Genomic DNA, 25,822 nt, shown 5'->3' with positions numbered 1-25,822 from the left:
CTGTTATATTATCTAGTATTATGTTACCTAAATTTTATCTAAATGACTATGCATTAATTTAACAAAAGTATCTTTATTAAAATAAAAACTTTCTTGGTGCAGATTTTGCTCCTTTTCAAAAGAGCGTAACAGCCTATTTAACATATTTACATAGAGATCTTTGCTCATGTTTTTATCTATATAACATTTATCAAAATCAATTATGTAAATCTGCTTGTTATTATCTATTAATATATTTTTAATATTAAGGTCACTGTGTACTATTTTATTTTTATAAAGCAGTGCACAGGTATTTAATATTTCAATATATGTCCTGTCATTAAGTGACTTTTTCATTAGCAGTTGACACAGATTCTGTGTATTTTCTATTTGCTTTATAATAATGTCCTGTTTTATAAACAGTAAGCCTCTGCTTTCTCTTGCAGCAAGAGCCTCAGGCACAGGCATATTCAATGCGCGCATTGTCTGCAAAAGCTCAAGCTCATCAAAAGCTCTGTGGGCGAATCTAGCGTATTTAAAAAAGCTGTCCCTAAGCAATCTGCCAATCAGACCACCGCGCCTGTAGCTTCTGTATACAAGCTTTTTATGGTCTTGTGTCGTGTATAAAAAAGAACAGCCTCTGCCACCTACAGTTTTAATATCACCTGCAGTGTTCTTTATACTCTTAACATCAAAACGCTCTGCTATTGTTGCAATATCAAGACTCTGCCATGCATTATCTGCAATAAGGTACAGATAGCCTTTATATTCTAAAGTCTCTCTTGCCATCAGCCATTTCCAAGCACTATGGTGCCCTCTTTGTCAGAACTTCTGTCAACTTCAATGACCGGCTGTACAGTCTCCATCAGACTGTCATCCTGTATCAGGCCACCTGCTGGCTCAACCTTAATCTCGCCAGATTGTGACTGTTCCTTACTCTTTTTGCTATCATCAGAGCTGCTGTCATTGTTATCAGAACTCTTATCTTCACTTACTGCCACATTTTTATTTTCATAGCCCTTGTCAATAGAGACGTCGGCATGCTCTGATGAGGCCATAGATGAGAGCATATTACCAAAGAATATAGTATCAAGGCGTCTTGATTCTAATGACTGAGCCTCAATTTCTGTCAAGCCACACTGTGCTACATCATACTTTTCAAGGCACAGATAATTTACCTGATCTGTATAGCTTGCATTGATATTAAACTTATCTGAATTAAATGCTGAGATAAAATTCATAACCAGCATGATAAGTGCCAGGTACAAAATATGAGCCGTACGTATACGGTGTGATCTTTCAATAAGAACCAGCACAGGCAAAAGTGCAAAAGAGAAGATTATAATCAGATGCCAGTAGCTAAAGGTAATGGTGGAGATGGCACCTGCCAGCATTAAAGCGAGCATAGAGGCAATGGTTAGCGATCTGACAAAACGCATACCATCATTCTGAGCATACGGAGATGATGAGATGACTTTGTAGTTGGCATATACAGCTATAATTAAAGTAACAGCTCCTATTATCTGAGTAATGCCTAAATATAGATAGCGGAGGATCTCAAGATACAAAGGAGCATCAGCTGCCACATCTGGTACCAGAGCCTTTTTGGTTATCAATAAAGATCCGAATCTAAACCAGTAGACCAAAGCCTTGAGTACAGGATAAACATGTAAAAGCCCATAGCCAAAGTATCTGTCCTTGGCATCCTGCGAGCTGTTTTCTCTTATAGCCTCATTTACCATAAACTCATTTATGTATGGAATCAAGGTTGCAGCCACCAGTGCAAGACCAACAAAAATACCTACAAAACTTATAGTAATATCACGGCGCAGATATGAAATACCGCAAATGGCAACAAGCACCGGCCAGGAAAAGTGCAATTGCAGACAAAATCCTGCCGAGAGTGAGAGCATAAGAGATGATAAAAATGCTGTGGCATAGGAAACTTTGTGACCCCTGACTCTAAGGCGCACCAGCATATTTAAAAAAATGGCAGCTCCCAAGGCAAGATATGATGGATTATATAAAAGCTCATCGTATAAAAACCATGGAGATAGTGCATATAAAAGCGTGGCTATGACTGTAGTTCTTGGCAGAAAGATCTTAGATACGGCATTGACAAAAATAATAATACTAAGGACACGCAACAAAATTAAAACAGCAACCGGAGATAAAGGGTGCATGAATAAAGACAGTGGATAGCCCACAATATATGAAGACAAAGAGCCTGGCACATTGCCAACAGTACTTGCAGCATTGCCATAAGGCAGGTAATTGCCTGTTATAGCGCCCATATAGCCCTTTTCAAGCATCTGCATCTGATCGCCTGATATGATCTGATTGAGCTGAAAAAATATAGCAAAAGATGTAGATAATATAATTATCAGTAAAATTAAAAAGTAATCTTTTACACTAAAATGTGTGTATACACGAGCCATGAAGATATCTCTTATCTAAACTTTACTTTCACAAAGAAACAGTATGAGCCATATTAATAGCTATATTTTATGGCATTTTTCCTATAAAACAAAGATTAAAGCACTCTTAGGCTGCAGCATGGGCCAAAAAGAAGAGCAATATGCTCAAGTGTGTGTTTAAGGGCTAAAAAGCAAATAAATTGCTAAATAATTTGTATTATGCAGAAAACAGATCAAAAAAAATCAGGTCTTTTGATCAAATCTGTGATTTTTCTTTTATAATAATCGGACCACGATTTTATGCTGTGTGTTTTAAGTCACACAGTTGCAGCGACAAAAGCACATTCTATAAATGTCACTAGTCAGTAAAAATACTGGTGATCTGTGAAATTTTATGATAGAATGCGCCAACTTTGTTATACCTTAAACAAAATTTCTTGGTTGCAGATAAACTGCATCCCTTAAATATTTTTATTTTTGGAGTGTGATTAACATGTCCAGAGTTTGCCAAGTTACGGGCAAGCGCCCAGCTGTGGGTAACCATCGTTCCCACGCGAAGAATGCGGTAAAGCGCCGTTTTCTTCCAAACTTGAAATATCACCGTTTCTGGGTTGAAAGTGAAGGCCGCTTCGTAAGATTGCGTGTTACCACTAAAGCCATTCGCACCATCGACAAGAAAGGCATTGATTCTGTTCTTGCAGATATGCGTGCAAACGGCGTTAATGTCTAATTAGGAGACTGTCATGGCTAAGAAAGGTGGACGTGAGAAGATCCGTTTAAATTCTTCAGCAGGTACAGGTCATTTTTACACAACAACTAAGAACCGTCGTACTACTCCAGGTAAGATGGAGATTATGAAGTTCGATCCAGTTGTACGTAAACATGTAGTGTACAAAGAGGGTAAGATCAAGTAATTGATCGTTTCCTTTCAAGATTTAAAAGGTCGGTTTTTACCGACCTTTTCTTTTATCTGCAGATCTTTTGATAAAAATTTCTTATCTTTCAGAAAATTTTTTGTAAACACGCACTACAATAAGCCTTATTAACAATTTTAGACCGGAAACTTAATTATGCCTGAACTGCCAGAGGTTGAAGTTACCAAAATGGGTATTTCACCTGCCCTTTTACATGCAACAGTCACAGATGTTTTTATAGGTGAAAAATCCCTGAGAGTACCTTTATCCCAGGATCTTGTACTGCTAAAAGGTCATAAGGTTACTGATATTGCAAGACGAGGCAAATATATAGTTATAAGCTTTGATGATACGAGCTCCATTATTGTCCACCTTGGTATGACCGGTCATTTTAAAGTACAGGATGCCAATGCTCCTTTGATACTGCATGATCATTTTAGAATGTATCTTGATAATGGGCAGAGTATTACTCTAAATGATGCCAGACGCTTTGGCCTTGTTATATATATCAGGGCAGGAGATAACCCTTATGAGAATAAATTCTTAAAGGTGCTTGGTGTTGAGCCTTTTTCAGATAACTTTAATGCAACCTACCTTTTAAATAAATTTAAAAATAAAAGTATAGCCATCAAAGTCGCCATCATGGACAGTCATATTGTTGTAGGTGTAGGTAATATCTATGCCAGTGAATCTTTGTTCCTGTCAGGCATCGATCCTACAACCAAGAGCTGTGATGTAAAAAAAGAACAGCTTGAGAAGCTTGTTGATATCATAAAAGATCTGCTAAAAAAATCCATTGCCATGGGCGGCACCACTATACGAGACTTTTCAGGAGCTGACGGCAAGCCTGGCTATTTTGTACAGAATCTTTTTGTCTACGGACATGAAGGTGAACCATGCAAAGTGTGCAATACACCTATTGTAGCCATTGAGCAGGGACAAAGAAGAACCTACTTTTGTCCCCACTGTCAGAAATAACTATTTATATTTTCTGCTAATATGCAAAGCTACAGGCTCTGGTACAAAGTGCGCAATATCGCCCTTGTGTACCAGCACTTCCCTTACCAGGGTGGATGAAATATAACTTACATGACCTGATGTCGGCAGCATAACAATCTCAAGCTCTGGCATCATAGCTCTGTACATACCTGTAAGCTGTATTTCATAGTCATAATCAGCCACAGTTCTTACGCCTCTGACCAGAAAGTCAGCCTTCTGTGCCTTTAAAAAATCAATAAGCAGTCCTGAAAAACCCTCAACAGATACATTGCGTAATCCTGCACAGGCATCAATGGCCATTAGCACTCTGTCCTCAAGGCTAATGAGTGTCTTTTTACTTGGGCTGTTTGCTACAGCCACAATTACTCTGTCAAAGATCCTGCTGGCTCTTTTGACAATATCAAGATGACCTAATGTCATTGGATCAAAAGTTCCAGGAAATACTGCCAGACGCTCCATATATACCACCTACTTATCTACAGCCTTATTTAGCATATCTATTACATCAAAAACCCTGATGGCCTGCATGGCGTTTTTATTTTTTACTCTGTAGCGCCATGACGGCTCTTTATTATTAAGCTCGGCTGAGGCCATAATTTTGTATACAGAAACTGTATAAGGCATAAAATTATATGGGCCTACTCTTTTTTCATTGTGTATGGCAAAAAGACCCACCACTTTTGTACCTACTGCATTGCAAAGATGCATAGTGCCACTGTCTGGACATAAAGCTAGAGAGCTTATAGAGCAGATAGCTGCAAGCTCGCGCAATGAGGTTTTACCAGCAAGATTGATAACGCTGCATGAACTCTCAACAAGTTTTTGATACAGCTCATGACAGTAGTTTTTCTCATACTCAACCCCTCCTGCTGTAAGCACTACAGTGTAACCAAGAGAGCTCATGTGTTTTGCACATGACAGATAGCCATCAAAAGTCCAGTTCTTCTCTTTTTTCGCAGAGCATGGTGAGAGTAAAAACAGCTTGTTATCCGTTGGGCACAGCTCATGTGCTCTGTGCCTTTCCTCATCTGTAATAAAAAGATCAAAGCACGGTTTTACATTTAAATCCACTGCCCTGGCAAATCCTAAAAAACCATCTAGTACATGCTCACCTGCAGCAGGCAGTGCCCTTTTGTTTATAAATAAAAACTGAGCCTCGCGTGAGCGGCTTTTATCATAGCCTATTTTACTTTTAGCTCTGATGGCTGTTGAGAGTATAGAAGCCTTGATAGATGTCTGAATATTAAAGAGCACATCAAAACAGCGCTTATTAAGTCTTACCTTTAACTCTTTTCTAGCCTGCATTAAAGACATGGATTTAAGATCTATGCTTATAATCTCAATACCCGATTTTTCTGCACTGTCACTGAATAATGCACTAAAGCGTCTGTCCATAATGAGGCTTACGCTTATATCTGCATACCCCCTTTTTATACCTAGTGCAAAGGCATAGGCATTGATACAGTCACCAAGTGCGGAAAGACGCAGAATACAGATTGATTGTAAAGATGACACAGCTCTTCCTATATATGTTCTATATATTCTTAATATTATACAGCCTTTTATTTAACTTTGTTTATATACACATATCTCAGTCTATTACACGGTATTAAAAGCTTTGCTAACAATAAATTACACCATATGTCTTATGTTTATTCCCCACAATTTATTTATTGGGCCAGACCTTTTGCCATATTATTAAATTTATAAATAGACCTTTAATTTACACTCATCTGACATTATTTATATATAAGTCGAGATTTATACTCTGACTTAACAAAAATCAATAACTCTTGTTGAATAAACTCAAAATTATGCTAATTTTTAAATAAATCAATTATTTAAAAGGAGTAATGTATGACAATGCAATTAAAAGACAGAAAGATTGTTCTTGGCATTTGCGGCGGAATTGCTGCCTATAAAACCTGTCAGCTGTGCCGACTCCTTATATCTCAGGGAGCCTGTGTACATGTTGTAATGACCAAGGCAGCCTCTAAACTCGTATCTAAGACCACTCTTGAGACACTCTCTGGTCATAAGGTTACAATTAATATTTTTGATGATACTGTAGAGATTGACCATATCAGTCTTGGCTCTGACGCCGATCTGATGGTTATAGCCCCTGCTACAGCCAATACCATAGCCAAACTTGCCAATGGTTTTGCCGATAACTCTCTTACCGCCACAGCACTGGCTGCAGCATGCCCTATAGTTGTTGCTCCTGCCATGAACAGCAGAATGTACAGACATGCAGCTACTCAGCAGAATTTACAAACCTTAGCTTCACGTGGAACATATATCATAACTCCAGCCTCTGGCCCTCTTGCCTGCGGCGAGGTAGGTGAAGGACGCATGAGAGAGCCTGAGGAAATTCTGGCTTATATCATTGCACTGTTAAATAAAACTGCCCTGCCTTATACAGAGCAGCCATATCTGATGCAGCCTGGCCGTCCTCTGGAGCTTACTCAGACTAAACTGCTGCCAAAATCCCATGGTGCTGGCTTTAAAGTGCTTATTACTGCAGGCCCTACTGTAGAACCTATAGATCCTGTACGCTTTATTACCAATAAAAGCTCAGGCAAAATGGGTTATGCCCTGGCCAGAGCCTGTTATGAAAGAGGAGCCTATGTCACTATCGTTTCAGGACCTGTAGATCTCAAGGCAGCAGATGGCATTTCGGTTGTAAAGGTGCAGACAGCAGGTGAAATGCATCAGGCTGTTATGTCACGCGCCAGAGACTATGATATTGTCATTGGCTGTGCCGCTGTAGCTGACTTTAGTGTTGAAAATGCAGCAGCCCTTAAGATAAAAAAGGAAGATGATGTTGAGAGCATCAATCTTAAACTGGTTAAGAACAAGGATATTATAAGTGATGTTGGCCATATAACAGACAAACGTCCATACACAGTAGGCTTTGCAGCTGAAACTGATCACCATGAGACCAATGCCAGAGCCAAGATAGACAGAAAGAATCTTGATCTTATTGTGCTAAATGATGTCTCAGCTTCAGATGTCGGCTTTAACAGTGATGACAATGCTGTCAGCATCTATGATAAAGCTGGTAAAATAGCTGATCTTTCAAAGGCCTCCAAAGAATATATTGCAGGTCAGATTGTAGATTTAATCTTTAAAATCAATCGCGATAACAGGAAATAATATAAATGACAACACTTGGTGTTCAGATTAAGATCCTTGATAAAAGACTGGGCTCTTTGGACTTTCCACTGCCAGATTATGCCACCAGAGGCTCTGCCGGCATGGATTTAAGAGCCATGATAGAACAGGATACAGTGCTGCATGCAGGAGAGTCTTTGCTGGTACCTACCGGCTTTAGTATGTATATAAAAGATGAAAATGTATGTGCCACAGTTCTGCCACGATCAGGTCTTGGTTACAAGCACGGTATTGTACTTGGCAATCTGACAGGTCTTATCGACTCTGATTATCAGGGTCCTTTGATGGTACCTCTGTGGAACAGATCCAAGGAGGATTTTACTATCAAAGTTGGAGACAGAATTGCTCAGATGATCTTTGTACCTATTATCAAAGCCTCATTTGAGGTTGTAGATGATTTTGATATTACTGACAGAGGTCAGGGCGGCTTTGGCTCCACTGGAGTCTGATGCCACAGAACTTTAGCTTATATAAGAGCAGCAAGGGATATTTTGCTGCTCTTTTTGTTTGCTAACATACACTTATAGATTAAGCCTTCATGTCAGGAGAATCTTTTGCTGTCTGTACACAGGTCTTCAGGTAAAAAAATGTCACCTGTGCCTGCATAAATAAGCCTTAAAATCTACATGAATCTGATATAAATCACATTGTTGCAACTCTATATGATAAAGAGTAGCTATGAATAATTTTGCGCATAATTAATATATACAATATTAAATAAAGATGTGAGGAGTAAGTTATGCCACAGGTTATCCTAGAGCTTGATGCAATTTGTACAGATTCAGTTTTATATAAGGTAAATGACAGTAAAAAAGATAGTTTTTATGCGTTTATGCAAAACCCACATGGTAAAAGCTTTTTAAACTCAATGTCAGATCTTGTTAAGCTCTGTGATGAAAATGATCGCGTCGGAAGCCGTGTTGTAGGCCTGTGCCCTTATAACTTTAAAACCAAGATTATTGTTAAAAGCTGTGATGATCTGGGCAATCTTCTTGCCAACTCTGTTGAGTATAAAAGTGCCAGAAATGAAAATTACAGCTCCTATGACGGCCCGTCTTTAAAGGCCAGTGATCTAAGTCATGGGCTTTATGTACACGTACAGAAAATAGGTCGTGTACCGCAGCAGCTTGCAGTACAGCTTGATAAAAAACCAATACGTGCCAAAACCATGGTTAAAGATGTGTATGAAAAGCACAGTCAGCTGACTATTCCTTCGTTTAAAAATGAAAAGACCATAACAGATAAAAACCCTCTTATCTACAGCTTTATCTGGAATGGCAAGGATGAGTTTAAATCAAAAAAGACAGGTGGCATCTTTGGTGACACCAATCTCTTTGCAATTGAAGATGAAAATCTTATGGGGCATGTAATCATTGTCTTTGAGGTGGCCTCACGCAAACTCCATCTGGGTCTGTTTCAAAAGACTATAAACTTTTGCCACGTAGCCTATATCTACAATGACTTTGCGCAGGATAACAAAGAGCTTGTCTTTGATGTGCTCAATAAAGATAAAAACTACTATGTAAATCCTATAACCTCCATTAAAAAGCACTTTAATGATGAGGGTATAAAACTTGTTTAGACTATAGATTTCCTATCTCAAATCAAAGCTAGAAAAGCTTTTGTAAACAAAAAAGGGGAGAGCATCCCCTTTACTTTATAGTAGTTATTTAAAAGTAAAATTAAGATCTGCTATCTAGAATTTCTTTAAATCTTGCTATTTCCACACTGCTCTGAGCCGGAGCTACACCGCCTATTACATCTCTCTTGCTTAAAATACTGTCAAGCTCAAGAATAGCATAGACGTCATCTGCAATCACAGGGCAGATAGCCTTGAACTCATCAAGAGTGAGATCCTCAAGAGCCTTTTGCACCTTGATAGCATAGAGCACAGTCTGACCTACAATTTCATGGGCCTCTCTAAAGGCTATACCTTTGCCCACGAGATAGTCGGCAAGCTCTGTTGCATTTGAATAACCGCCCTTGGCTGCCTTGAGTACATTTTCTTTATTGATAACAATATCTTCAAAGACCATGCTCATCATATCAAGACAGTCGTGCAATGTATCTAAAGCATCAAACAGACCCTCTTTATCCTCCTGCATATCCTTGTCATAGGCTAAAGGCAGAGCCTTCAGAGTTACAAGCATACCGCTTAGAGCTCCTACCACACGACCGCATTTGCCTCTGATAAGCTCAAGGGCATCTGGATTTTTCTTTTGCGGCATTAATGATGAGCCTGATGTTACCTTGTCAGATAATTCAATAAAGTTGGCCTCGCCTGAGTTATAGATAATCATATCCTCAGACAGACGTGACAGATGAATCATGCAGGTACTGGCTGCAGAGAGTAATTCAATGACATGATCTCTGTCAGATACTGCATCTAAAGAGTTTCTTGTAGCCTCTGCAAAGCCAAGAGCTTTAGCAAGTACATCTCTGTCAATGGCATAGGCGGTGCCTGCAAGTGCAGCTGAGCCTAAAGGACAGGTTCTCATAAGCTTTAGAGCATTGTCAAAGCGCTCATAATCTCTGTTGAGCATATTTATATATGCAAGCAGATAGTGGCTGAATGTTACAGGCTGAGCACGCTGCAGATGTGTGTAGCCAGGGAAAATCTGCCCCTGATACTGATCTGCAACCTCTAAAAGACGCTGCTGCAGTGTAGTTATGCCCTTTAGGATTAACTGTGTATTTTTTCTGCAGAAAAGTTTTAGATCAAGGGCTACCTGATCATTTCTTGAGCGACCTGTATGCAGTTTCTTGCCAAGTGTACCTACCTTTTCAATAAGACGGCGCTCAACGTAGGAGTGAATATCCTCATCACTTTCATCTTTAATATGCTCAATACCGCCTTCAAACTCACAAAGCAGTTCATTCAAGGCTGCAAGCAGATTGTCATATTCATCTTTAGTTAGAACACCTGCCTGATGAATAGCAAGAGCCCAGGCTATAGAACCTTCTACATCCTCAACTGCCATTCTGTAATCAAACTTCAAAGAGTCATTGAAGTTTTTAAAACGCTCTGAAGGAGCCTGTGTAAATCTTCCACCCCAAAGTGCCATGATAATAATCCTGTTTTAAAAAAAGCCCAGCACAATTGAGCCAGGCTTTGTCTTATTCTACGTTAATGTCTTATTTCTTTTTCTGATTTAATGCTCTGATCTTAGCTGGCAGAGAGTAAATGCGGATAAAGCCCTCTGCATCTGACTGATCATATACATCATCAGCACCGAAAGTAACAAAGTCGAAATTAAACAGGCTGTTATCACTGTCTTTTCTTATTACATCGATATTGCCCTTATAGAGCTTGATTACAACCTTGCCGTTTACATCCTTGGCAATTTCATTGGCTGAGGCCATCATAACCTCACGCAGACGTGTAAACCAGCGGCCATCGTAGACAAGCTGAGCAAATTCAACGGCGAGGTGCTCTCTAAAGACACGGGTTGACTTATCAAGTACCAGCTGCTCAATAGCGCGCAGAGCCTTGTAAATAATGGTGCCACCTGGGGTCTCATAGCAGCCGCGTGACTTCATGCCTATAAGACGGTTTTCAGTGATATCGATACGGCCTACACCATGACGGGCACCTATATCATTTAACTGTGACAGACACTCAAAAGGAGTTACATCCTTACCATTAATCTGTGTTACCACGCCCTCTTTGATAGTCAGCTCAAACTGCTCTGGGGTATCTGGAGCCTTTTCTGGAGATGTGGTCCAAACCCATACATTCTCAGAGGCTGCATTCCAGGTATTCTCAAGCTCTCCACCCTCAGTTGAGATATGCAGAGCATTGGCATCACGGCTGTAGATCTTCTCAAGTGTGGCCTTGCAAGGGATATTTCTCTCGTGCAGATAGGCTAAAAGCTCCTCACGTGACTGCATATCCCAGATACGCCATGGTGCAATCACATCAAGCTGTGGAGCTAGTGCTGATACAGCACTTTCAAAACGTACCTGATCATTACCCTTGCCGGTAGCACCGTGGGATATAGCATCGGCACCAACCTCTAAAGCTGTCTCTACCATTGCTTTGGCAATAACCGGACGGGCAATAGATGTGCCTAAAAGGTACTCGCCTTCGTAAATGGCACCGGTTTTAAAGGTCTCAAATACGTAGTCGCGTACGAATTCCTCACGCAGATCCTTGATAATGCATGAAGTGGCTCCTGACTGTATAGCCTTTTGCTCTATACCCTCAAGATCCTCGCGCTCCTGACCGACATCGGCAACAAAACATACAACCTCACAGCCATAGTTCTCTTTAAGCCATGGCACAATGGTTGATGTATCAAGACCACCTGAATAGGCTAATAATACTTTTTTATACTGTTTTTTTTCTTTCTTTAACATAGCAAAATTCCTTCAATTATGCTTTTATTAGTTTTGATAACAATGACATATGAATGTGCAAACGGTTTTCAGCCTCGTCAAAGACTACCGACTTGTCTCCATCCATAACATCATCGGTTATTTCAAATCCGCGATGAGCCGGTAAACAGTGCATGACTATCTTAGCAGATGAGGCCTCAACAGTCTGAGCATTAATCTGATATGGCATATAGATTTTTTTAACTGCATCAAGAGGAGTATTGTCACCCATTGATACCCAGGTATCTGTATACAGCACATCATAGTTTTTAAGCTGCGATAAATCATCTGTTACATTTAAAGTGCAGCCATGCTTTCTGGCAATTTCACTGGCCTTATTGAAAATCTGAATATCAGGGCCGTGACCTAATGGACAAAAACATGTCACATTGACACCTAAAATAGCGCCGGCAACCAAAAGTGAATTGGTTACATTGTTGCCATCACCTAAATAGGCAAGCTTTACATTCTCAAAGCTGCCAAGATGCTCTTTGACTGTCATATAATCTGCCATGGCCTGAGCTGGGTGATATAGATCAGACAGGGCATTTATCACAGGTACGGATCCAGTTGCTGCAAGCTCCTCTAATGTGCTCTGGGCAAAGACACGACCTACAAGACAGTCTGTCCAGCGGGAGAGATTGCGGGCATAATCAGGTATTGACTCTCTTTTGCCCAGATCACCGCTTTGCAAATCTAAATAGACGCCGTGGGCGCCCAGTCTAAACAGAGCAATCTCAAATGTGGTTCTTGTTCTTAAAGATGGCTTTTCAAACATTATAGCGGCAGATTTACCATTTAATGTGTCACTATATAATGCCGGATTGGCCTTCATCTTTGAGGCAGTATCTATAATATCCTCATATTCCTCTTTGCTAAATTCAAAGCCCGTAAGAAGATGGCGCATCAATAACTCCTAATGAAAATTTAAATATAATTATGACAAATACATAGCTGTGTGAACGAAAGTCCACCGTATATATTTTTTATCGTCGTCTGAATATATTGATATTCAGAGAAAGAAGAGGTGTGTGTTTAAATATTAAGCTTTTCATGATTAGCTATATTACCAAAAGATAATTATATTTAAATAAATATATACCCCAATATAACCATATTGGTGCATATATTTACATTAATTTTTATATCGCTCTTAATTGGTGCATAGCCATAACCAGCGCAGCAATACTTCTTGCCTCACGCAAAGGAGTTGTGTTGGAGAAAATCAGATCATAAACCTCATCTATACCTACTTTTACAATCTCAATAGGCTCAGGTTCATCACCATCTAGCTTGTGCGGCTCAAGTTCCTCGCACAGATAGACATCCATAAGCAGTGACATCATGCCAGGGGCTACTGTCATATGCTTTTTTAACAATGTAATCTTATTGCTTTTATAGCCAATCTCCTCCTGCAGCTCACGTGATACAGCATGCTCTGAGGTCTCACCTTTATCCACCTTGCCTTTGACAAAGCCAAGCTCATAGCTGTGAGTGCCACAGGAGTACTCTGAAATCAAATAAAAATCTCTGCCGTCAAAAGGTACGGCAAGCACAGCTCCGTTACCTCCGTACAGGCGCTCATAGGTGGCTTTGTGACCATTGGAAAAGGTTAGATCAAGCTGCTCTATATTAAAAAAATTTGAGGCTTTAATACGCTTTATATCGCCTATACTTGGCAGGGTTTTATTCAATGATCTTGTATCCATATTGCACCTTAAGTTTTAAGACAACTTTTTGTATAATTTAAGACAATTTTTATATAAAAGTAAGGCAATTTAATCGTGAGTGATAAAAAAGATCCGCAAGAGGCGGTTCGACTCGATAAATGGCTCTGGGCAGCACGCTTTTATAAGACGCGCTCCCTGTCACGGCAGATGATAGAAGGCGGAAAGGTTGAATACAACGGCTCAAGAGCCAAACCTTCAAAAACTGTTGAAATCGGCGCCAAGGTCAGACTGCTACAGGGCAACTCCCGCAGAGAGGTCATTATCAAAGAGATCTCAGATATAAGAGGACCTGCAAGCGTTGCAGTCAATCTCTATGAAGAGACGGCACAGAGCATAGAGCAAAGACAAAAAGAGGGCGAGCTTAGAAAGATGGCGGCTCTTGTTGCCCCTCACCCTGAAAATAGACCCAACAAGAAAGAAAGACGTGCCCTGCTTTTATTAAAGCAGAGAAATTATGAGTAAAGGATTTAATACATGACAGATTCAAAAAAATCACAGGTTATACGTTTTCTGTTTGACAATCACGGAGTAAGAGGCGAGCTGGCTCAGATTTTTGATGCCAATGACAGACTTCTTGAGAATCATAACTACTCAAAACCTGTCTGTTTGCTGATGCGTGAGCTGGCTGTACTTGGTGTGTGCATTACCTCAACACTCAAGCTTGACGGTCAGATTATGCTGCAGATTCATGGCGGCAAAGGTGACAGAGCTGTTAAAAACGCTATCTTGAATATCAACAGAGATCTTACCTTCTACGGCTCCTGTCAAACTGTTGATAACAATATCTACGATGATGAATCAACTTTTAGAGATTTAATAGGCAGCGGTGGCTATCTGCACCTTGCCATCTTCCCTAAAAATGGTCAGAGTTTTCAGGGTATTGTAGAGCTTGAGGCCCAGAATCTATCCGAGGCCTTCGAAAAGTACTTTTCTACATCAGATCAGCTGCCAACAAGATTCTTTATCTTCAATGATACAGATTCAAATGCCAGTGCAGGCATTATGCTGCAGATCATTCCTGATGTTGAGGGTAATACTGATTCTCTTGAGCATTTATCCATTCTCTCACAGACACTAAGTGTCAAAGAGAGTATTGAGCTTGATGTCAATGAAATTCTAAGCAGACTATTTGCCCATGAGCAGGTCAGAGTATTTGAGCCTACAGAGGTTGATTTTAAGTGCATATGCTCCAAAGAGCGCTGCCTTAACTCACTTGCCACCCTCTCTCATGCAGAACTTGAGGATATTGCAGCAGATGAAAATGGTATTGAAATGACATGCCATCACTGCAACAGAAGCTATCATCTTGATCAGCAGTCACTAAAAGCTCTGCTGCTTACAAACTCACAATAGTCTTAAGTACTCAGCACTATTGTAAAAGTGCTGTATTTTGCAGTTTTATAAAAAAATAAGACTATCTTTATTAAGTGATAGGCACCATTTAAAGATAGTCTTTATTTTTACAATCTAACTTTTAATAAGCTGTAAAAAAGCCTTCAAAAATTAATTTGCCTACAACAGAGCCCTGATCTTCTTTGCCAAGAACCTGCTCGCCATAGTACACAGCGCGGCCAAATTTAGCCTGCATATTCTTAGTAGCTTCAACGCCGTCAGCTGCAGCTGCACAAGCTGTCTCAAGAGCTGCCTTTATATCTTTGCCAGATGCTATTGCAGCGCCAAAAGCCTCACTTGCAGGAGCGATTGAATCAACAATGGTTCTATCGCCTACATCAGCTTTGCCTCTGCTCTTTACACCTTCAACAAAAGACTTAAAGAACAGTGCCAGATCATCAGCCTCAAGCGCTGTCTTACCCTTTAGAGCCTTGCCTGCAGCAATAAAGCCACTTGCTACAAGTGTACCCATAGTTGATGGCACCTTCTTGGAGATAGCCATACCCATCTGAGCTGCAAGCTTGCCCATGTCGGTTTCGCCACTGCCGCTTACAAACTCAAAGGCTGCAGCAAAACCTGCTGTCATGGTAAGACCAAGATCGCCATCACCAAAGGCAGAATCCATATCAATAAGATATTGTTTATTCTGCTCCATAAGTGCAGAGCATTGCTCTATGGCCTTAATGAAATTTTCCTTAGTGAAACTCATATCTGGCCTCTATAACTGATTCTGCATGATAAAAGGAGTCTCATAAGGAGCCTTGAGATAGGTCTTGAGCTCATCATCAAGCTTGAACAGAGAAATTGACATACCAGCCATATCCATTGATGTTGCAAACTCACCAATGTAATTATTGAAAATCTTGATGCCGTTGGCCTCTAAGATCTTGGCTACCTTTCTGTAGACAATGTATAACTCTTCTTTTGGAGTTGCACCCAGACCATTAATTAAAACAGAGACTTCATCACCACTGGTATATGGCAGATCCTGTAACAGAGGCTCCATCATCTGCTCTACAATCTCATCGGCACTCTTTAGATCTTCAAGTTTGATACCTGGCTCGCCATGAATACCCATGCCAATTTCCATCTTGCCATCTGGCAGACTGAAATTGGCCTCACCCTTTTCTGGAATGATGCATGGTGTTAAAGCCATACCTACAGTTCTTACATTCTGTGTTGCCTTGATAGCCAGTCTTTCAACTTCATCTATAGGCAGCATAGCTTCGGCTGCAGCTCCTGCAATCTTATATACATAGAATATACCGGCTACGCCTCTACGCTTATCTTCCTGGCCTTTTGGTGAAGATAAAACGTCCTCGCCTGCTACAACCTCACGAACCTCAATATCTTCCATTTCTGCAAGATCTTTGGCCATGCCAAAATTCATAATATCGCCGCCGTAGTTACCGTAAATGTACAGAACACCAGCGCCGCTATCAATTTCTTTGGTAATTTCTAAAATCTGATCTGGACTTGGTGACTGGAATACGCCGCCGACACCGCATCCATCTAGTAAACCTTTACCAACATATCCTAAAAATAAAGGCAGATGTCCAGAACCACCACCTGTTGCCAGAGCCACCTTACCCTGCTTTTTATACTTTGAAACAAGGCAGCGCATGTCATTATTGACGTAGGTAAGCATATCAGGGGCTGAAAGGTATATACCTTCTAACATTTCATCTACATATTTAGTAGGATCATTGACTAATCTTTGCATATACAACTCCGAATCAAAATTAGTTACTTTACTAGTATAAGTATTTAGCTGTATTTTTATAAATATTTTTTTACTTCTTCCCACAGGGAGTTGGCATCATCTGCTTCCATTTCTAGCAGAGGTCTTCTCATAAATGCATGTTCATTGATGCCACGTCTTCTTAACACCTCTTTAAAGACCCCCATATCACTGCCGCAGCGTAATAAATCAGTTACATCGCAGGCAATCTTCTGAAGTTTCTTAGCTTTTTCAAGATCACCATCAAGATAGGCTTTATATACAGCAACAAAAGGCTCAGGCATTGGACCTGCAATTCCAGAAACGACGCCTTGTGCGCCACTGATTAAACCTGCCAGGAATAATTTATCTGGGCCTACAAGTACTGAGAAGTTTCCATCTCTTATCTTTATGTAATTTAAAATACGTATCATGTCAGGATAGCTGTATTTTATACCAACAATATTACTGCATGAGTTAGCCAGCTCTTCTGCAACCTCAGGCTTTATATCATTGCCAGAACACTGTGGAATTGAATATAGGTAAATTGGGAAATCTTTAGATACTGCGTTTGAAATATCTTTATAGTACTGAATAATAGCTCTGTCTGAACAGCCAAAATAGCTTGGTGTTACAGCGCCTACGCCATCAGCACCAATATCCTCTGCATGTTTGGCAAGCTCACATGCCTCCTTGGTTGTCATTGAGCCTACATGTATATATACAATAGCTCTTTTAGCTGCATGCTCTACAACAGTTTTTGCAACAAGCTTGCGCTCTTCTGTGCTTAAAAGATACATCTCGCCAGTTGTACCAAGTGGATATAAGCAGTTGACTCCTTTTTCGATTAAAAAATCAACCTGCTTTTTAAGACCTTCAACATCAACCTCTCCTGTTGTTGTAAAAGGAGTGGTCATTGCATTGATAACACCAAACATAGTTTTCATAATTAATATCCTTTTTTAATCCTGCATTAAATGTAAAGCAAAACCTGCAAAATCTTCTTTGATATAAGCAGCAGTTACGCGACCCTGATCGTTTAAAAACACGCTGTCTTCTATAAACTCAACGCCTTTGCGTTTTAAATAGTGATAGGCTCTAGTGGCATCTCTTGTGCCTATGGCAATATGACCTTTTTCATGGTAGAAAGGTTTGTGCATAACCTCAATTAGTGAGCCGACAAAGGTGCTGTTTTGCATCTTTACTACATCCTTTGACAAGCACTTACCAAGACATGAGGCAAGATCAAATGCCTTATCTTCAGAGCTCTCATTCATGCCAACATGAGCTACGTGGAAATTGAAATAAAGATCTATTGTTTCAGCAACATCTTTTTCAATTTTTTCATAATTATCAGAGTGAATATCCTCATACTTGAGCATGAAGTCGCCACCTGCAGCTGCTACCTTATTAAATGAAAGATACTCAAAAGCTAGTTTTTTATCTAAATCACCTGTAGGAACAAAGGTGATATCACGATATGGTCCAGCAAGCAGCCCCATTGCAGGAACACCGCCATTTTGAACTGCAGGGAAGAACTTTAATACTTTAACTCCAAGATCTAGTGCTGCCTCTACCTCTGTTGGAGATACACATCCTGGAACAATAGGTACCTGTAACTGCTGTGCGCACTTTACCACTTTTGGATTAAAACCAGGAGCCACTAAAAACTTGGCTCCGCAGTCAACAGCAAGTTTGGCCTGATCTTCGGTTAATATGGTACCTGCGCCTATAAGAAAATCAGGTCTAGATTTTGCTATTTCCTTAATGCAGCTTGCTGCAACATCAGTACGGAACATGACTTCCATTAGAGGCAGACCACCTCTTTGCAGAGCATCAGCCAAAGGCAGAGCACAATGAAGTTTATCTATATTCAAAACAGGAATCATTCCTATTTTAGATATCTCTTGAAGAATATTTTGGCTCATAACTATACCTTCTTTTTCTTAAATTGCTTTTTAATAAGCGGGAAAAATAATGTTAGAACAATTAGAATAAATAAAACTAAAGTTACTGGTCTTTCAAAGAAAATTGACAGCGATCCCTGAGACATCACAAGAGCTCGTCTTAGATTTGACTCAAGCATACCACCCAGTAGCAGACCTAAAATGAAAGGTCCTGGAGCAAAACCGCCACGTTTGAAGATGAAACCAACAATGCCAGCTACAGACATAATAATTACATCAGAAAATGAGTTGTTTAAAGCATATGAACCGACGACGCAAAGAATAGTAACCGCAGTCCAGACTGTCTGAGGCTTTGCATTTAAAATCTTTGCAGAGAGTTTTGCAGATAACAGACCCATAATGACGATAAATACATATGACAGCAACATTAACTGCATAATCTGTATAACGAAACCTGCATCCTCTGTAAACATTTTAGGACCAGGTTGCATTCCATACATCATTAAAGAGCCAATCAAAATGGCTGTCACCGCATCACCAGGAATACCAAGTGTCAGCATTGTAGTAAGAGCTCCACCTAATACACCATTATTTGCTGTACATGACACGGCAAATCCTTCTGCAGATCCTTTGCCATACTCATCAGGTTTGGCTGACATACGTTTAGCCTGACCCCAGCAGATAATTGATGCAATATCACCGCCGGCTGCAGGAATTGCACCAATAACTGTGGACTCAGCTGCTGTAATTGATGTTGGCTTAATAAACTGTCTGAACTCTTTCCATGTAGGAATGATACGCCCTAATTTATTTGAAGCATCCTTAATCAACTGCAGACTTTCACCTGCGCGTGACTTTTTATACTCGTATATTTGATTTAAAACTTCACCTATACCAAACATACCTATCATCACAGGCAGGAAACCAACTCCTGCTGCAAGATCTGTTGAGTCCATGGTAAAGCGCTTGATTGCAAGTATAGGATCAATACCTACAGTAGATAAAGTAAGTCCTGCAAATCCTACAGCCATACCTTTTACAACATTGTTATCTGAAACAGAAATCATCATGATAAGGCCGAAAAATGCCAACATGAAATATTCTGTAGGTCCAAATGACACTGTAAAACTAGCAATAGGGAATGCCAGGAAAATCAAGAAGATAGTACTTACTATACCACCAAAAGCAGAGTAGAGAACATTGATGCCCAAGGCCAGGCCGCCTCTTCCCTGTTTGTACATCTGATAGCCATCAAAAGTTGATGCAATTGAAGCCGGTGTTCCTGGTGTATTGATTAGTACCGCAGAAATTCCTCCTGCAAAAATTGCTGAATTCCATACACCAATTAACATTGCAAAACCACATGAAGGTTCAAACCAGAATGTTATAGGTGTCAAGATTGCAATTGCCATAGTTGCAGAAAGTCCAGGCAGTGCTCCAATTAAAATACCAAAGAACACTCCTGCAATATTGAACATCAGAACTTCTGGCGTAAGAATTGCTAAAAAGCTATCAAGCCATAGCGATAAATCCATATCTGCTCCTATCTACATTTCAAATTGAATGTACAGAACCTGCTCAAAAATTCCAAAGAGCAAGGCCTCAATAATGACAGTAAAGATAAGGTTAAATACCCATGTCCTTCCGAAAATATAATTAAAAGCCAAACTTAATACTGCAATACCGAGGTAAAAATTTATGAAATACCATATAAAAGCAAATACAGTAAAAATTGCTATTAAAGAAAAAATAACTTTAAAATTGCTTCTTTGCTCTGGATCATCTCCAAAATAATTTGCTCCACCGTTTTTTAAGGCATCCACCATAACCCAAAGACCAAAGAAGATAGTAAAAGAACTTGTAATCAGTGGAAAAAATCCAGCGCCAGGACCTGGTAAACCCTTGGGCGACATAAGACCATATCCAATAGATGGAAATAAGAAGGCTAGGCCAAAAATGACAATGACAAAGCCAACTAAAGGATCACCCTTTAATTTATTCACGATAAATACCTCTATGAATAAAGTTTTAATAAGGCACAGTAAAAACTGTGCCTACGATCTAATTTTTATTTGCCAAGTAGCTGTGGAATTAACTCTTTATACTGCTTTAACTGATCCTGAGCGAATTTATCCATCTCCTCACCACTAAGATAGGCATGCTCAAATCCTCTCTCTTTTAACAGTTTCTTAAGTTCTTCACTCTGAGCAACCTTTGCGGAGGCTTTATCTAAAATATCAACGATCTCATCAGGAGTTCCTTTAGGAACAGCAAAACCTCCCCAGCCCATGGCGCTTACATCATAACCAAGCTCTTTAGTAGTCTTTACGTCAGGAACTACAGATGATCTTGCATCACCAATTACAGCTAAAACTTTAAACTGACCAGCATCAACGTTGGTCTTAACCTCTGCAGGGCTTACTGCAACGGCTGTGATATTTTTGCCGAGTAATGCTGCAATGGCAGGAGCTGCACCATCAAAAGGAACATGGTTGAACTCAACATCTGCACTCTTTTCCAAGCTAGCAGCTGCAACGTGCCAGATTGAGCCTGATCCTGAGTTACCTACCATGATTTTTCCTGGATTTTCTTTGGCATACTTTAAGAACTCTTCTAAAGTATTCCATGGGGCATCAGCGGATACTGTAATAGCAGCAGGAATTGTCATAACACGACATGCAAACTTAAAGTCATCTGATGAAACATCAGCAATACCTAATGCTGCAATCATGGTTGACTCTACAGGCATATAGGCCATAGTATAGCCATCTGCTCTTGAATTCTTAACAGACTCAAGACCAACAGCACCTGATGCGCCAGTTCTGTTTACGATAATAACAGGCTTTCCTAACTGACCCTCAAGCTCCTTACCATATATTCTGGCAACTGTATCAGAAGCACCGCCCGGAGCATATGGAACAACAATCTGTATTTGCTTCCTTGGATATTTAGGAGCTGCGCTGGCTATACTTGTTGCAGCAAAACAACCAAGAGCTGCACCTAATGCGGCATACTTAAATGCTTTTAATAATTTTGAATTAAACATACTTCACCTCTATAACAAAAAAGTTGAAAGCCTAATAAAGGCTATCACCAGAAAAACCTAATTTATGAGAAATTTCCAAGGCAACCTCTATCAAATTACTTGATATCATGGCTTTTTTGGTCTCGGTCATTGCATCGTAGAAAGATGCCACTGAAATTGCAGCTATTGGATTGCTTTCTCTGTTTCTAATAACACATCCCATACAGTACATATTTATGCCATCTTCTCTGTCATCAATAGCATATCTACGTTTTCTGCTTTCCTTTGCGTCATTTAGAATTTCAATACTTGTTGTTTTAGATAAAGGGGTATTGGCGCTATAAGGCTCTGGACCTAAAAGAGATAACATTTTGTCATCTGGGTAGGCATATAAAATAGCCTTACCTAAACTGGTAGTATGCAGATTTCTTCTACTGCCAAGCTTTGCCTGAGCTTTAATAACAGAGTGATCTTCTGCCCTATCGATATAAACAATTTTTCCGTGATCTTCCACGCCTAAAAAGACAGTGCCACCAGTTATTCTATTTAAACTTTGTATATATGGTCTTGCTATATCATTAACGCCTATATCTGAAATCGCAGAGCTGCCAATCTCAAAGGCTAGTAAGCCTAAGCCATAGGTTTTTTTATTTGAATCTTTGATCTCTAGAATGCCTTTATGAACGAGTGTTTTGACAAGCTCATAAGTTGAGCTTTTAGGTAAAGATAACATCTCAGATATGTCTTGAAGGGTTAGATATCTTTTTGAGTCAACAAATAATAACAAAAGGTCAATAGTTCGCGATACTGACTTTACCAGCTTAACACTGCTATCAAAGTTATCTTGTTTAAGGTTCATATAGAAATACCTTATAGTAGTTTTTAACAATTAAAATGTAAAAAATACAATAACTCACCCTTCTTTTGCTAGAATATCACCCTGATTTCATATCTTTATATTTTTTTTCTACAAGTTTTTAATACTGTTCAAGCGTTCACATCATTTGTTCACAAATGCATAAAGTTCATATATATGAATTTTAATCACATATGTGAACCTCTAAAATTTATTTGTAAAAATGTTGTTTATAAGACAGGATGTCTTTATTTTATGCGTGTGGATAGGATCTACAACAAATTTGATATGGGTTTTTAACCTATGTTTAAGTGCTACTACATATGTTATATAGCAGTCACATTTATATAAAAATCCTGCTTGTTTTGTTATGCATAAAAGAGTCTATGCATGGTCAAAGTAATAAATTAATGGATTACAGGACGTTTTATAAACATCATAATTAATGTGGCAGCAAAAAGAGCTGGCAGAGTTGTGTAAATAAGAGCACTTTGCAGATCAACATAGTCTGCCACAAATCCTGTTATCAAAGTTGCAACATAGCCAAAGCCAAAAGAAAGACCTAACATCAGTGATGTGGCAAAGGAGGCAGCATTTTTTAGCATAGACTGCAGCCAGACAATAGCAGGAGCTGTTGAACCATACAGACCAAAGCCTGATAAAAACAAAGCTGTAAGTGATAAAAATGTCATGTAAGGATTAAACAGGAAGTAGCCAAAGCACACAAGAGCCACAATCAGGGTAAAAACAATCACAGCCTTTGAGCCAAATTTGTCAGATACAGATCCGCCAATAAGACCGCCTGCCACGCAGCCCAGCAGTGCCACCATCAAAGCGCCGGCACCATTTACAGAATCATAGCCCTGCTTTGACAAAAGCAGAGTTAAAAATACTACTATGGCGCAATAACCCCATGATCTCAGCCCCATAGCCAGATTTAACAGTATAAACTCTTTATTTTTAAACAGGGATTTTACTGAAAATGCCTTTTCATCCTTTTTATCTTTTTTAACACCTATGTGCAGTCCGCGTCTGTAGACGAGAGCTACAGTTATAAGTGCTGGAATTGAGATGACAATTAAATATTTATCTGAAAATACCTCTATATATTTGGCAATGAGGAATGGAGCTATGGCAAAGCCCAGATTACCGCCTACAATAAATATAGATGTTGCAAGACCTGGCTTGTGCTTAGGTGTCACTAAAGATAATACTGAGGCACTGACAGGATGGAACAGTGATGAACACAGTCCCACTAAAAATACTATGAGCACAAGTGTAATGATATTTGGAGCAAGAGAGATAAGACAGGCAAAGATAGTGGCTGTAGCTATTGACAGCGGCATTAAATAATTAAGATTGCGTCTGTCAGAGACAATACCTATAAAAGGCTGTATAAAATTCATGGTTACAGAGAAAACCATAAAAAGTGCGGCACACTGAGCGTAGGATATATCAAAACGCAAGGCCAGTATCGGTAACATTACAGGCAAAATATTAGTGTAGAAATCCGACATAAAATGACATGTACCTAACAGGGTGACATGAGGCCATGATCTCTGAGGGCTTACAATTGAATCTCTTACAAAAAATGAAAGTGCTGACATATTAAAACCTGCTCTGTGTTAATTTTCTCGCATAAGATAAACTTAAGTTAAAAAAAATCAAGAGGCATATACACAGTATTTTATTGTTTAGCCATATTATATTTGCTAGAGTGAGGAAAAATACCTATTTAAACCAACTTTATGGAGTTTTTATGATAAAAAAGCAGATTGCCTCAATCCTAACCCTATCCTTCTTGCTTTGCCTAAACACTGTAAATGCCCAGGAAGAAAATGACAGATTGTCAGACTGCCTAAGCACAGCAGGAAACACTCAGTCAATGCGTGAGTGTATCTTTGAGGAAGTCAGTGTCTATGATAAAAAACTTAATAAGTACTATAAGCTTATTCTGCAGGAAGCTAAAAAAGAGAATCCTGAAATGGCAAATACGTTTAAGCAGTCACAAATAGCCTGGCTTAAATTTACTGAGCACAATAAAAACTTCTATTTATCAAACTCTGGCACCATTTATCTTGTTGAGGCCGATCTTAATTATTTAGGGTATCTTCAAACCAGAGTTAAAGAATTTGAAGCTATCTTGAATATGTATGGCATTAAGGTGGAATAAAGATCACTGTTATGGCCTGTATCCTTGTAATTCCTGACTCTTTTAAAGGATCTTTAAGCTCTAATGAGATCTGCTCTATTATTAAAGAGGTTGTAGTTAAAGGCAATTTCCCACATCAGCTGATATTAAGATCTGTAGCTGACGGCGGTGAAGGATCGCTTGAGGCTATGGCTCAGGCTTTAGATGGGGATTTTATCAATGTAAGCTGCACCAATCATCTGGGTAGCCCAATTACAGCCCCTTTTCTACACAGCAAGGATACAGCTGTGATTGAACTTGCAAGAACAGCAGGTCTTAATCTTGAGAGCAGGCGTGACATATTAAGATCTTCAACTAAAGGTGTAGGTGAACAGATAAAGCACGCACTTGATCTTAATGTAAAGCGTATCATTATCTGCCTGGGCGGCAGTGCCACCAATGATATGGGCCTTGGTATGGCGCATGCCCTTGGCTATCGTTTTTTAGATAAAAATGGAGCTTTGGTCGATCCACTGCCTGTAAATATCCCATCTATATGCTCTATTGATACCAAAGATGTAGATTCAAGACTTTCTAAGGTAAGCTTTACCTGTATGTGCGATGTGGACAATACACTGTTTGGAGACAATGGAGCTGCGCGTATCTTTGCTCCGCAAAAGGGTGCTAACTGTGAGCAGATAGACTTTCTTGACAGAGCTCTTGAGCATATGTCCTTAGTTGTCAGTATATTCCTTGGTAAAAATATTGCACAGATTAAAGGCTCAGGTGCAGCAGGAGGAACGGCGGCCGGAGCCATTGCCTTTTTAAGCGCCTCATTGAAAAAAGGTATAGATATTGTATTGGACAGCATTGATTTTGATAATTTAAGCTCAAACTGTGACTACATTTTTACAGGTGAGGGTTGTCTTGATAAACAGTCACTTTCTGGTAAAGTTGTCATAGGTATTGCACAAAGAAATGCTTTATTAAAAAATCCGTCAAAGGTGGTTGCCATAGTAGGATCGGTAGATGACTCTTTGCAGGATGAATTTATAAAACGTGGTATTTATGCTGTATTTCCGGTTATAAGAGGACCATCTACTCTTGAAGAGGCTATTTTGGAGAGTAGAAATAATCTTAAAGCCACGGTATATAATTTATTAAAATTCATCTGATCTCTTTTACAAATTTTAGCGCCACA

General features: G+C 39.5%; 27 protein-coding genes. 10 read left to right on the top strand and 17 right to left on the bottom strand.

Annotated elements, in window-relative coordinates:
- Positions 1-27: 27 nt before the first annotated feature.
- A complete protein-coding gene (locus tag DRZ93_RS12965; RefSeq protein WP_113743242.1) occupies positions 28-768 on the bottom strand; it encodes a 3-deoxy-D-manno-octulosonic acid kinase in 741 nt (246 codons plus the stop codon).
- Positions 768-2,417, bottom strand: coding sequence for a hypothetical protein (locus DRZ93_RS12960; RefSeq protein WP_113746733.1), 1,650 nt, complete (start codon positions 2,415-2,417; stop codon positions 768-770). The genes DRZ93_RS12965 and DRZ93_RS12960 overlap by 1 nt, the downstream gene beginning before the upstream one ends.
- A 472-nt stretch (positions 2,418-2,889) precedes the next feature.
- Here DRZ93_RS12960 and rpmB point away from each other — a divergent pair, with 472 nt between their 5' ends.
- The 3 genes from rpmB (at position 2,890) to mutM (ending at position 4,288) form a co-directional block, all read left to right on the top strand.
- Positions 2,890-3,126 (top strand): 50S ribosomal protein L28, encoded by a 237-nt coding sequence (gene rpmB, locus DRZ93_RS12955; RefSeq protein WP_113743244.1) that lies wholly within the window; start codon positions 2,890-2,892, stop codon positions 3,124-3,126.
- Positions 3,127-3,139: 13 nt separating this feature from the next.
- Positions 3,140-3,310, top strand: a complete 171-nt coding sequence (rpmG, locus tag DRZ93_RS12950) for a 50S ribosomal protein L33 (RefSeq protein WP_113743245.1) — start codon at positions 3,140-3,142, stop codon at positions 3,308-3,310.
- 156 nt (positions 3,311-3,466) lie between these two features.
- Positions 3,467-4,288 (top strand): bifunctional DNA-formamidopyrimidine glycosylase/DNA-(apurinic or apyrimidinic site) lyase, encoded by an 822-nt coding sequence (mutM, locus tag DRZ93_RS12945; protein WP_113743246.1) that lies wholly within the window; start codon positions 3,467-3,469, stop codon positions 4,286-4,288.
- Here mutM and coaD read toward each other — a convergent pair whose 3' ends face one another.
- On the bottom strand, positions 4,289-4,768 hold the full coding sequence (gene coaD / locus DRZ93_RS12940; RefSeq protein ID WP_113743247.1) for a pantetheine-phosphate adenylyltransferase: 480 nt from the start codon (positions 4,766-4,768) through the stop codon (positions 4,289-4,291).
- Between the two features lie 9 nt (positions 4,769-4,777).
- The gene (locus tag DRZ93_RS12935) at positions 4,778-5,824 is read right to left on the bottom strand and encodes a glycosyltransferase family 9 protein (protein ID WP_113746732.1); all 1,047 of its coding nucleotides are present in this window, start codon (positions 5,822-5,824) and stop codon (positions 4,778-4,780) included.
- Between the two features lie 342 nt (positions 5,825-6,166).
- Between DRZ93_RS12935 and coaBC the strand changes: the two genes are divergently transcribed.
- From coaBC to DRZ93_RS12920, 3 genes are all read left to right on the top strand, one after another.
- Positions 6,167-7,465, top strand: coding sequence for a bifunctional phosphopantothenoylcysteine decarboxylase/phosphopantothenate--cysteine ligase CoaBC (gene coaBC, locus DRZ93_RS12930; protein WP_113746731.1), 1,299 nt, complete (start codon positions 6,167-6,169; stop codon positions 7,463-7,465).
- Positions 7,466-7,470: 5 nt separating this feature from the next.
- Complete coding sequence (gene dut, locus DRZ93_RS12925; protein ID WP_113746730.1) at positions 7,471-7,932, top strand: dUTP diphosphatase; 462 nt, start codon at positions 7,471-7,473, stop codon at positions 7,930-7,932.
- 290 nt (positions 7,933-8,222) lie between these two features.
- Positions 8,223-9,065, top strand: a complete 843-nt coding sequence (locus tag DRZ93_RS12920; protein WP_113746729.1) for a hypothetical protein — start codon at positions 8,223-8,225, stop codon at positions 9,063-9,065.
- Between the two features lie 100 nt (positions 9,066-9,165).
- On the opposite strand, the gene argH is transcribed toward DRZ93_RS12920, so the two are convergent.
- From argH to nudE, 4 genes are all read right to left on the bottom strand, one after another.
- Positions 9,166-10,548, bottom strand: coding sequence for an argininosuccinate lyase (gene argH, locus DRZ93_RS12915; RefSeq protein ID WP_113746728.1), 1,383 nt, complete (start codon positions 10,546-10,548; stop codon positions 9,166-9,168).
- Positions 10,549-10,618: 70 nt separating this feature from the next.
- Positions 10,619-11,842: an argininosuccinate synthase gene (locus DRZ93_RS12910; protein WP_113746727.1), complete on the bottom strand. Its 1,224-nt coding sequence runs from the start codon at positions 11,840-11,842 to the stop codon at positions 10,619-10,621.
- Positions 11,843-11,858: 16 nt separating this feature from the next.
- Positions 11,859-12,767 (bottom strand): ornithine carbamoyltransferase, encoded by a 909-nt coding sequence (locus DRZ93_RS12905; protein WP_113746726.1) that lies wholly within the window; start codon positions 12,765-12,767, stop codon positions 11,859-11,861.
- Between the two features lie 235 nt (positions 12,768-13,002).
- Positions 13,003-13,569: an ADP compounds hydrolase NudE gene (gene nudE, locus DRZ93_RS12900; protein ID WP_113743255.1), complete on the bottom strand. Its 567-nt coding sequence runs from the start codon at positions 13,567-13,569 to the stop codon at positions 13,003-13,005.
- Positions 13,570-13,644: 75 nt separating this feature from the next.
- On the opposite strand from nudE, the gene hslR reads away from it, so the two are divergent.
- Positions 13,645-14,052, top strand: a complete 408-nt coding sequence (hslR, locus tag DRZ93_RS12895) for a ribosome-associated heat shock protein Hsp15 (RefSeq protein WP_113743256.1) — start codon at positions 13,645-13,647, stop codon at positions 14,050-14,052.
- Between the two features lie 12 nt (positions 14,053-14,064).
- Positions 14,065-14,943: an Hsp33 family molecular chaperone HslO gene (hslO, locus tag DRZ93_RS12890; RefSeq protein WP_113746725.1), complete on the top strand. Its 879-nt coding sequence runs from the start codon at positions 14,065-14,067 to the stop codon at positions 14,941-14,943.
- A 121-nt stretch (positions 14,944-15,064) separates the two neighbouring features.
- On the opposite strand, the gene dhaL is transcribed toward hslO, so the two are convergent.
- From dhaL to DRZ93_RS12845, 9 genes are all read right to left on the bottom strand, one after another.
- On the bottom strand, positions 15,065-15,691 hold the full coding sequence (gene dhaL / locus DRZ93_RS12885; protein ID WP_113743258.1) for a dihydroxyacetone kinase subunit DhaL: 627 nt from the start codon (positions 15,689-15,691) through the stop codon (positions 15,065-15,067).
- Between the two features lie 9 nt (positions 15,692-15,700).
- Positions 15,701-16,705 carry a dihydroxyacetone kinase subunit DhaK gene (locus tag DRZ93_RS12880; protein ID WP_113746724.1) on the bottom strand — a complete coding sequence of 335 codons (1,005 nt, stop codon included), beginning with the start codon at positions 16,703-16,705 and terminating at the stop codon, positions 15,701-15,703.
- 56 nt (positions 16,706-16,761) lie between these two features.
- A complete protein-coding gene (locus DRZ93_RS12875) occupies positions 16,762-17,649 on the bottom strand; it encodes a dihydrodipicolinate synthase family protein (RefSeq protein WP_113746723.1) in 888 nt (295 codons plus the stop codon).
- A gap of 15 nt (positions 17,650-17,664) precedes the next feature.
- Positions 17,665-18,630, bottom strand: a complete 966-nt coding sequence (gene eda / locus DRZ93_RS12870) for a bifunctional 4-hydroxy-2-oxoglutarate aldolase/2-dehydro-3-deoxy-phosphogluconate aldolase (RefSeq protein WP_113746722.1) — start codon at positions 18,628-18,630, stop codon at positions 17,665-17,667.
- 2 nt (positions 18,631-18,632) lie between these two features.
- Positions 18,633-20,144 (bottom strand): tripartite tricarboxylate transporter permease, encoded by a 1,512-nt coding sequence (locus DRZ93_RS12865; protein ID WP_113746721.1) that lies wholly within the window; start codon positions 20,142-20,144, stop codon positions 18,633-18,635.
- A 12-nt stretch (positions 20,145-20,156) separates the two neighbouring features.
- A complete protein-coding gene (locus DRZ93_RS12860) occupies positions 20,157-20,612 on the bottom strand; it encodes a tripartite tricarboxylate transporter TctB family protein (protein WP_172458259.1) in 456 nt (151 codons plus the stop codon).
- Positions 20,613-20,677: 65 nt separating this feature from the next.
- On the bottom strand, positions 20,678-21,655 hold the full coding sequence (locus DRZ93_RS12855) for a tripartite tricarboxylate transporter substrate binding protein (protein WP_113746719.1): 978 nt from the start codon (positions 21,653-21,655) through the stop codon (positions 20,678-20,680).
- A gap of 31 nt (positions 21,656-21,686) precedes the next feature.
- Complete coding sequence (locus DRZ93_RS12850; RefSeq protein ID WP_113746718.1) at positions 21,687-22,493, bottom strand: IclR family transcriptional regulator; 807 nt, start codon at positions 22,491-22,493, stop codon at positions 21,687-21,689.
- A gap of 404 nt (positions 22,494-22,897) precedes the next feature.
- On the bottom strand, positions 22,898-24,097 hold the full coding sequence (locus DRZ93_RS12845) for an MFS transporter (RefSeq protein WP_113746717.1): 1,200 nt from the start codon (positions 24,095-24,097) through the stop codon (positions 22,898-22,900).
- A gap of 152 nt (positions 24,098-24,249) precedes the next feature.
- Here DRZ93_RS12845 and DRZ93_RS12840 point away from each other — a divergent pair, with 152 nt between their 5' ends.
- Together DRZ93_RS12840 and DRZ93_RS12835 are read left to right on the top strand one after the other, a co-directional pair.
- Complete coding sequence (locus tag DRZ93_RS12840; protein ID WP_113743261.1) at positions 24,250-24,663, top strand: lysozyme inhibitor LprI family protein; 414 nt, start codon at positions 24,250-24,252, stop codon at positions 24,661-24,663.
- 11 nt (positions 24,664-24,674) lie between these two features.
- The gene (locus DRZ93_RS12835) at positions 24,675-25,796 is read left to right on the top strand and encodes a glycerate kinase family protein (protein ID WP_113743262.1); all 1,122 of its coding nucleotides are present in this window, start codon (positions 24,675-24,677) and stop codon (positions 25,794-25,796) included.
- Positions 25,797-25,822: the final 26 nt, after the last annotated feature.

This window comes from Anaerobiospirillum thomasii (genome assembly GCF_900445255.1).
Classification (GTDB): domain Bacteria; phylum Pseudomonadota; class Gammaproteobacteria; order Enterobacterales; family Succinivibrionaceae; genus Anaerobiospirillum_A; species Anaerobiospirillum_A thomasii.
The sequence above is the reverse complement of the archived record's forward strand: the minus strand, read 5'-3'. Positions and strand labels throughout refer to the sequence as shown.

Excerpts from the sequence above, each read along its gene's own strand:
- eda (WP_113746722.1), bottom strand. The coding sequence starts at position 18,630 with ATGAGCCAAAATATTCTTCAAGAGATATCTAAAATAGGAATGATTCCT.
- DRZ93_RS12875 (WP_113746723.1), bottom strand. The coding sequence starts at position 17,649 with ATGAAAACTATGTTTGGTGTTATCAATGCAATGACCACTCCTTTTACA.
- DRZ93_RS12960 (WP_113746733.1), bottom strand. The coding sequence starts at position 2,417 with ATGGCTCGTGTATACACACATTTTAGTGTAAAAGATTACTTTTTAATT.
- rpmG (WP_113743245.1), top strand. The coding sequence starts at position 3,140 with ATGGCTAAGAAAGGTGGACGTGAGAAGATCCGTTTAAATTCTTCAGCA.
- argH (WP_113746728.1), bottom strand. The coding sequence starts at position 10,548 with ATGGCACTTTGGGGTGGAAGATTTACACAGGCTCCTTCAGAGCGTTTT.
- hslO (WP_113746725.1), top strand. The coding sequence starts at position 14,065 with ATGACAGATTCAAAAAAATCACAGGTTATACGTTTTCTGTTTGACAAT.
- rpmB (WP_113743244.1), top strand. The coding sequence starts at position 2,890 with ATGTCCAGAGTTTGCCAAGTTACGGGCAAGCGCCCAGCTGTGGGTAAC.
- coaD (WP_113743247.1), bottom strand. The coding sequence starts at position 4,768 with ATGGAGCGTCTGGCAGTATTTCCTGGAACTTTTGATCCAATGACATTA.
- coaBC (WP_113746731.1), top strand. The coding sequence starts at position 6,167 with ATGACAATGCAATTAAAAGACAGAAAGATTGTTCTTGGCATTTGCGGC.
- DRZ93_RS12905 (WP_113746726.1), bottom strand. The coding sequence starts at position 12,767 with ATGCGCCATCTTCTTACGGGCTTTGAATTTAGCAAAGAGGAATATGAG.
- dhaL (WP_113743258.1), bottom strand. The coding sequence starts at position 15,691 with ATGAGTTTCACTAAGGAAAATTTCATTAAGGCCATAGAGCAATGCTCT.
- DRZ93_RS12850 (WP_113746718.1), bottom strand. The coding sequence starts at position 22,493 with ATGAACCTTAAACAAGATAACTTTGATAGCAGTGTTAAGCTGGTAAAG.
- nudE (WP_113743255.1), bottom strand. The coding sequence starts at position 13,569 with ATGGATACAAGATCATTGAATAAAACCCTGCCAAGTATAGGCGATATA.
- DRZ93_RS12835 (WP_113743262.1), top strand. The coding sequence starts at position 24,675 with ATGGCCTGTATCCTTGTAATTCCTGACTCTTTTAAAGGATCTTTAAGC.
- DRZ93_RS12855 (WP_113746719.1), bottom strand. The coding sequence starts at position 21,655 with ATGTTTAATTCAAAATTATTAAAAGCATTTAAGTATGCCGCATTAGGT.
- DRZ93_RS12910 (WP_113746727.1), bottom strand. The coding sequence starts at position 11,842 with ATGTTAAAGAAAGAAAAAAAACAGTATAAAAAAGTATTATTAGCCTAT.
- DRZ93_RS12965 (WP_113743242.1), bottom strand. The coding sequence starts at position 768 with ATGGCAAGAGAGACTTTAGAATATAAAGGCTATCTGTACCTTATTGCA.
- mutM (WP_113743246.1), top strand. The coding sequence starts at position 3,467 with ATGCCTGAACTGCCAGAGGTTGAAGTTACCAAAATGGGTATTTCACCT.
- DRZ93_RS12865 (WP_113746721.1), bottom strand. The coding sequence starts at position 20,144 with ATGGATTTATCGCTATGGCTTGATAGCTTTTTAGCAATTCTTACGCCA.
- DRZ93_RS12880 (WP_113746724.1), bottom strand. The coding sequence starts at position 16,705 with ATGCAAAGATTAGTCAATGATCCTACTAAATATGTAGATGAAATGTTA.
- DRZ93_RS12845 (WP_113746717.1), bottom strand. The coding sequence starts at position 24,097 with ATGTCAGCACTTTCATTTTTTGTAAGAGATTCAATTGTAAGCCCTCAG.
- DRZ93_RS12840 (WP_113743261.1), top strand. The coding sequence starts at position 24,250 with ATGATAAAAAAGCAGATTGCCTCAATCCTAACCCTATCCTTCTTGCTT.
- DRZ93_RS12920 (WP_113746729.1), top strand. The coding sequence starts at position 8,223 with ATGCCACAGGTTATCCTAGAGCTTGATGCAATTTGTACAGATTCAGTT.
- dut (WP_113746730.1), top strand. The coding sequence starts at position 7,471 with ATGACAACACTTGGTGTTCAGATTAAGATCCTTGATAAAAGACTGGGC.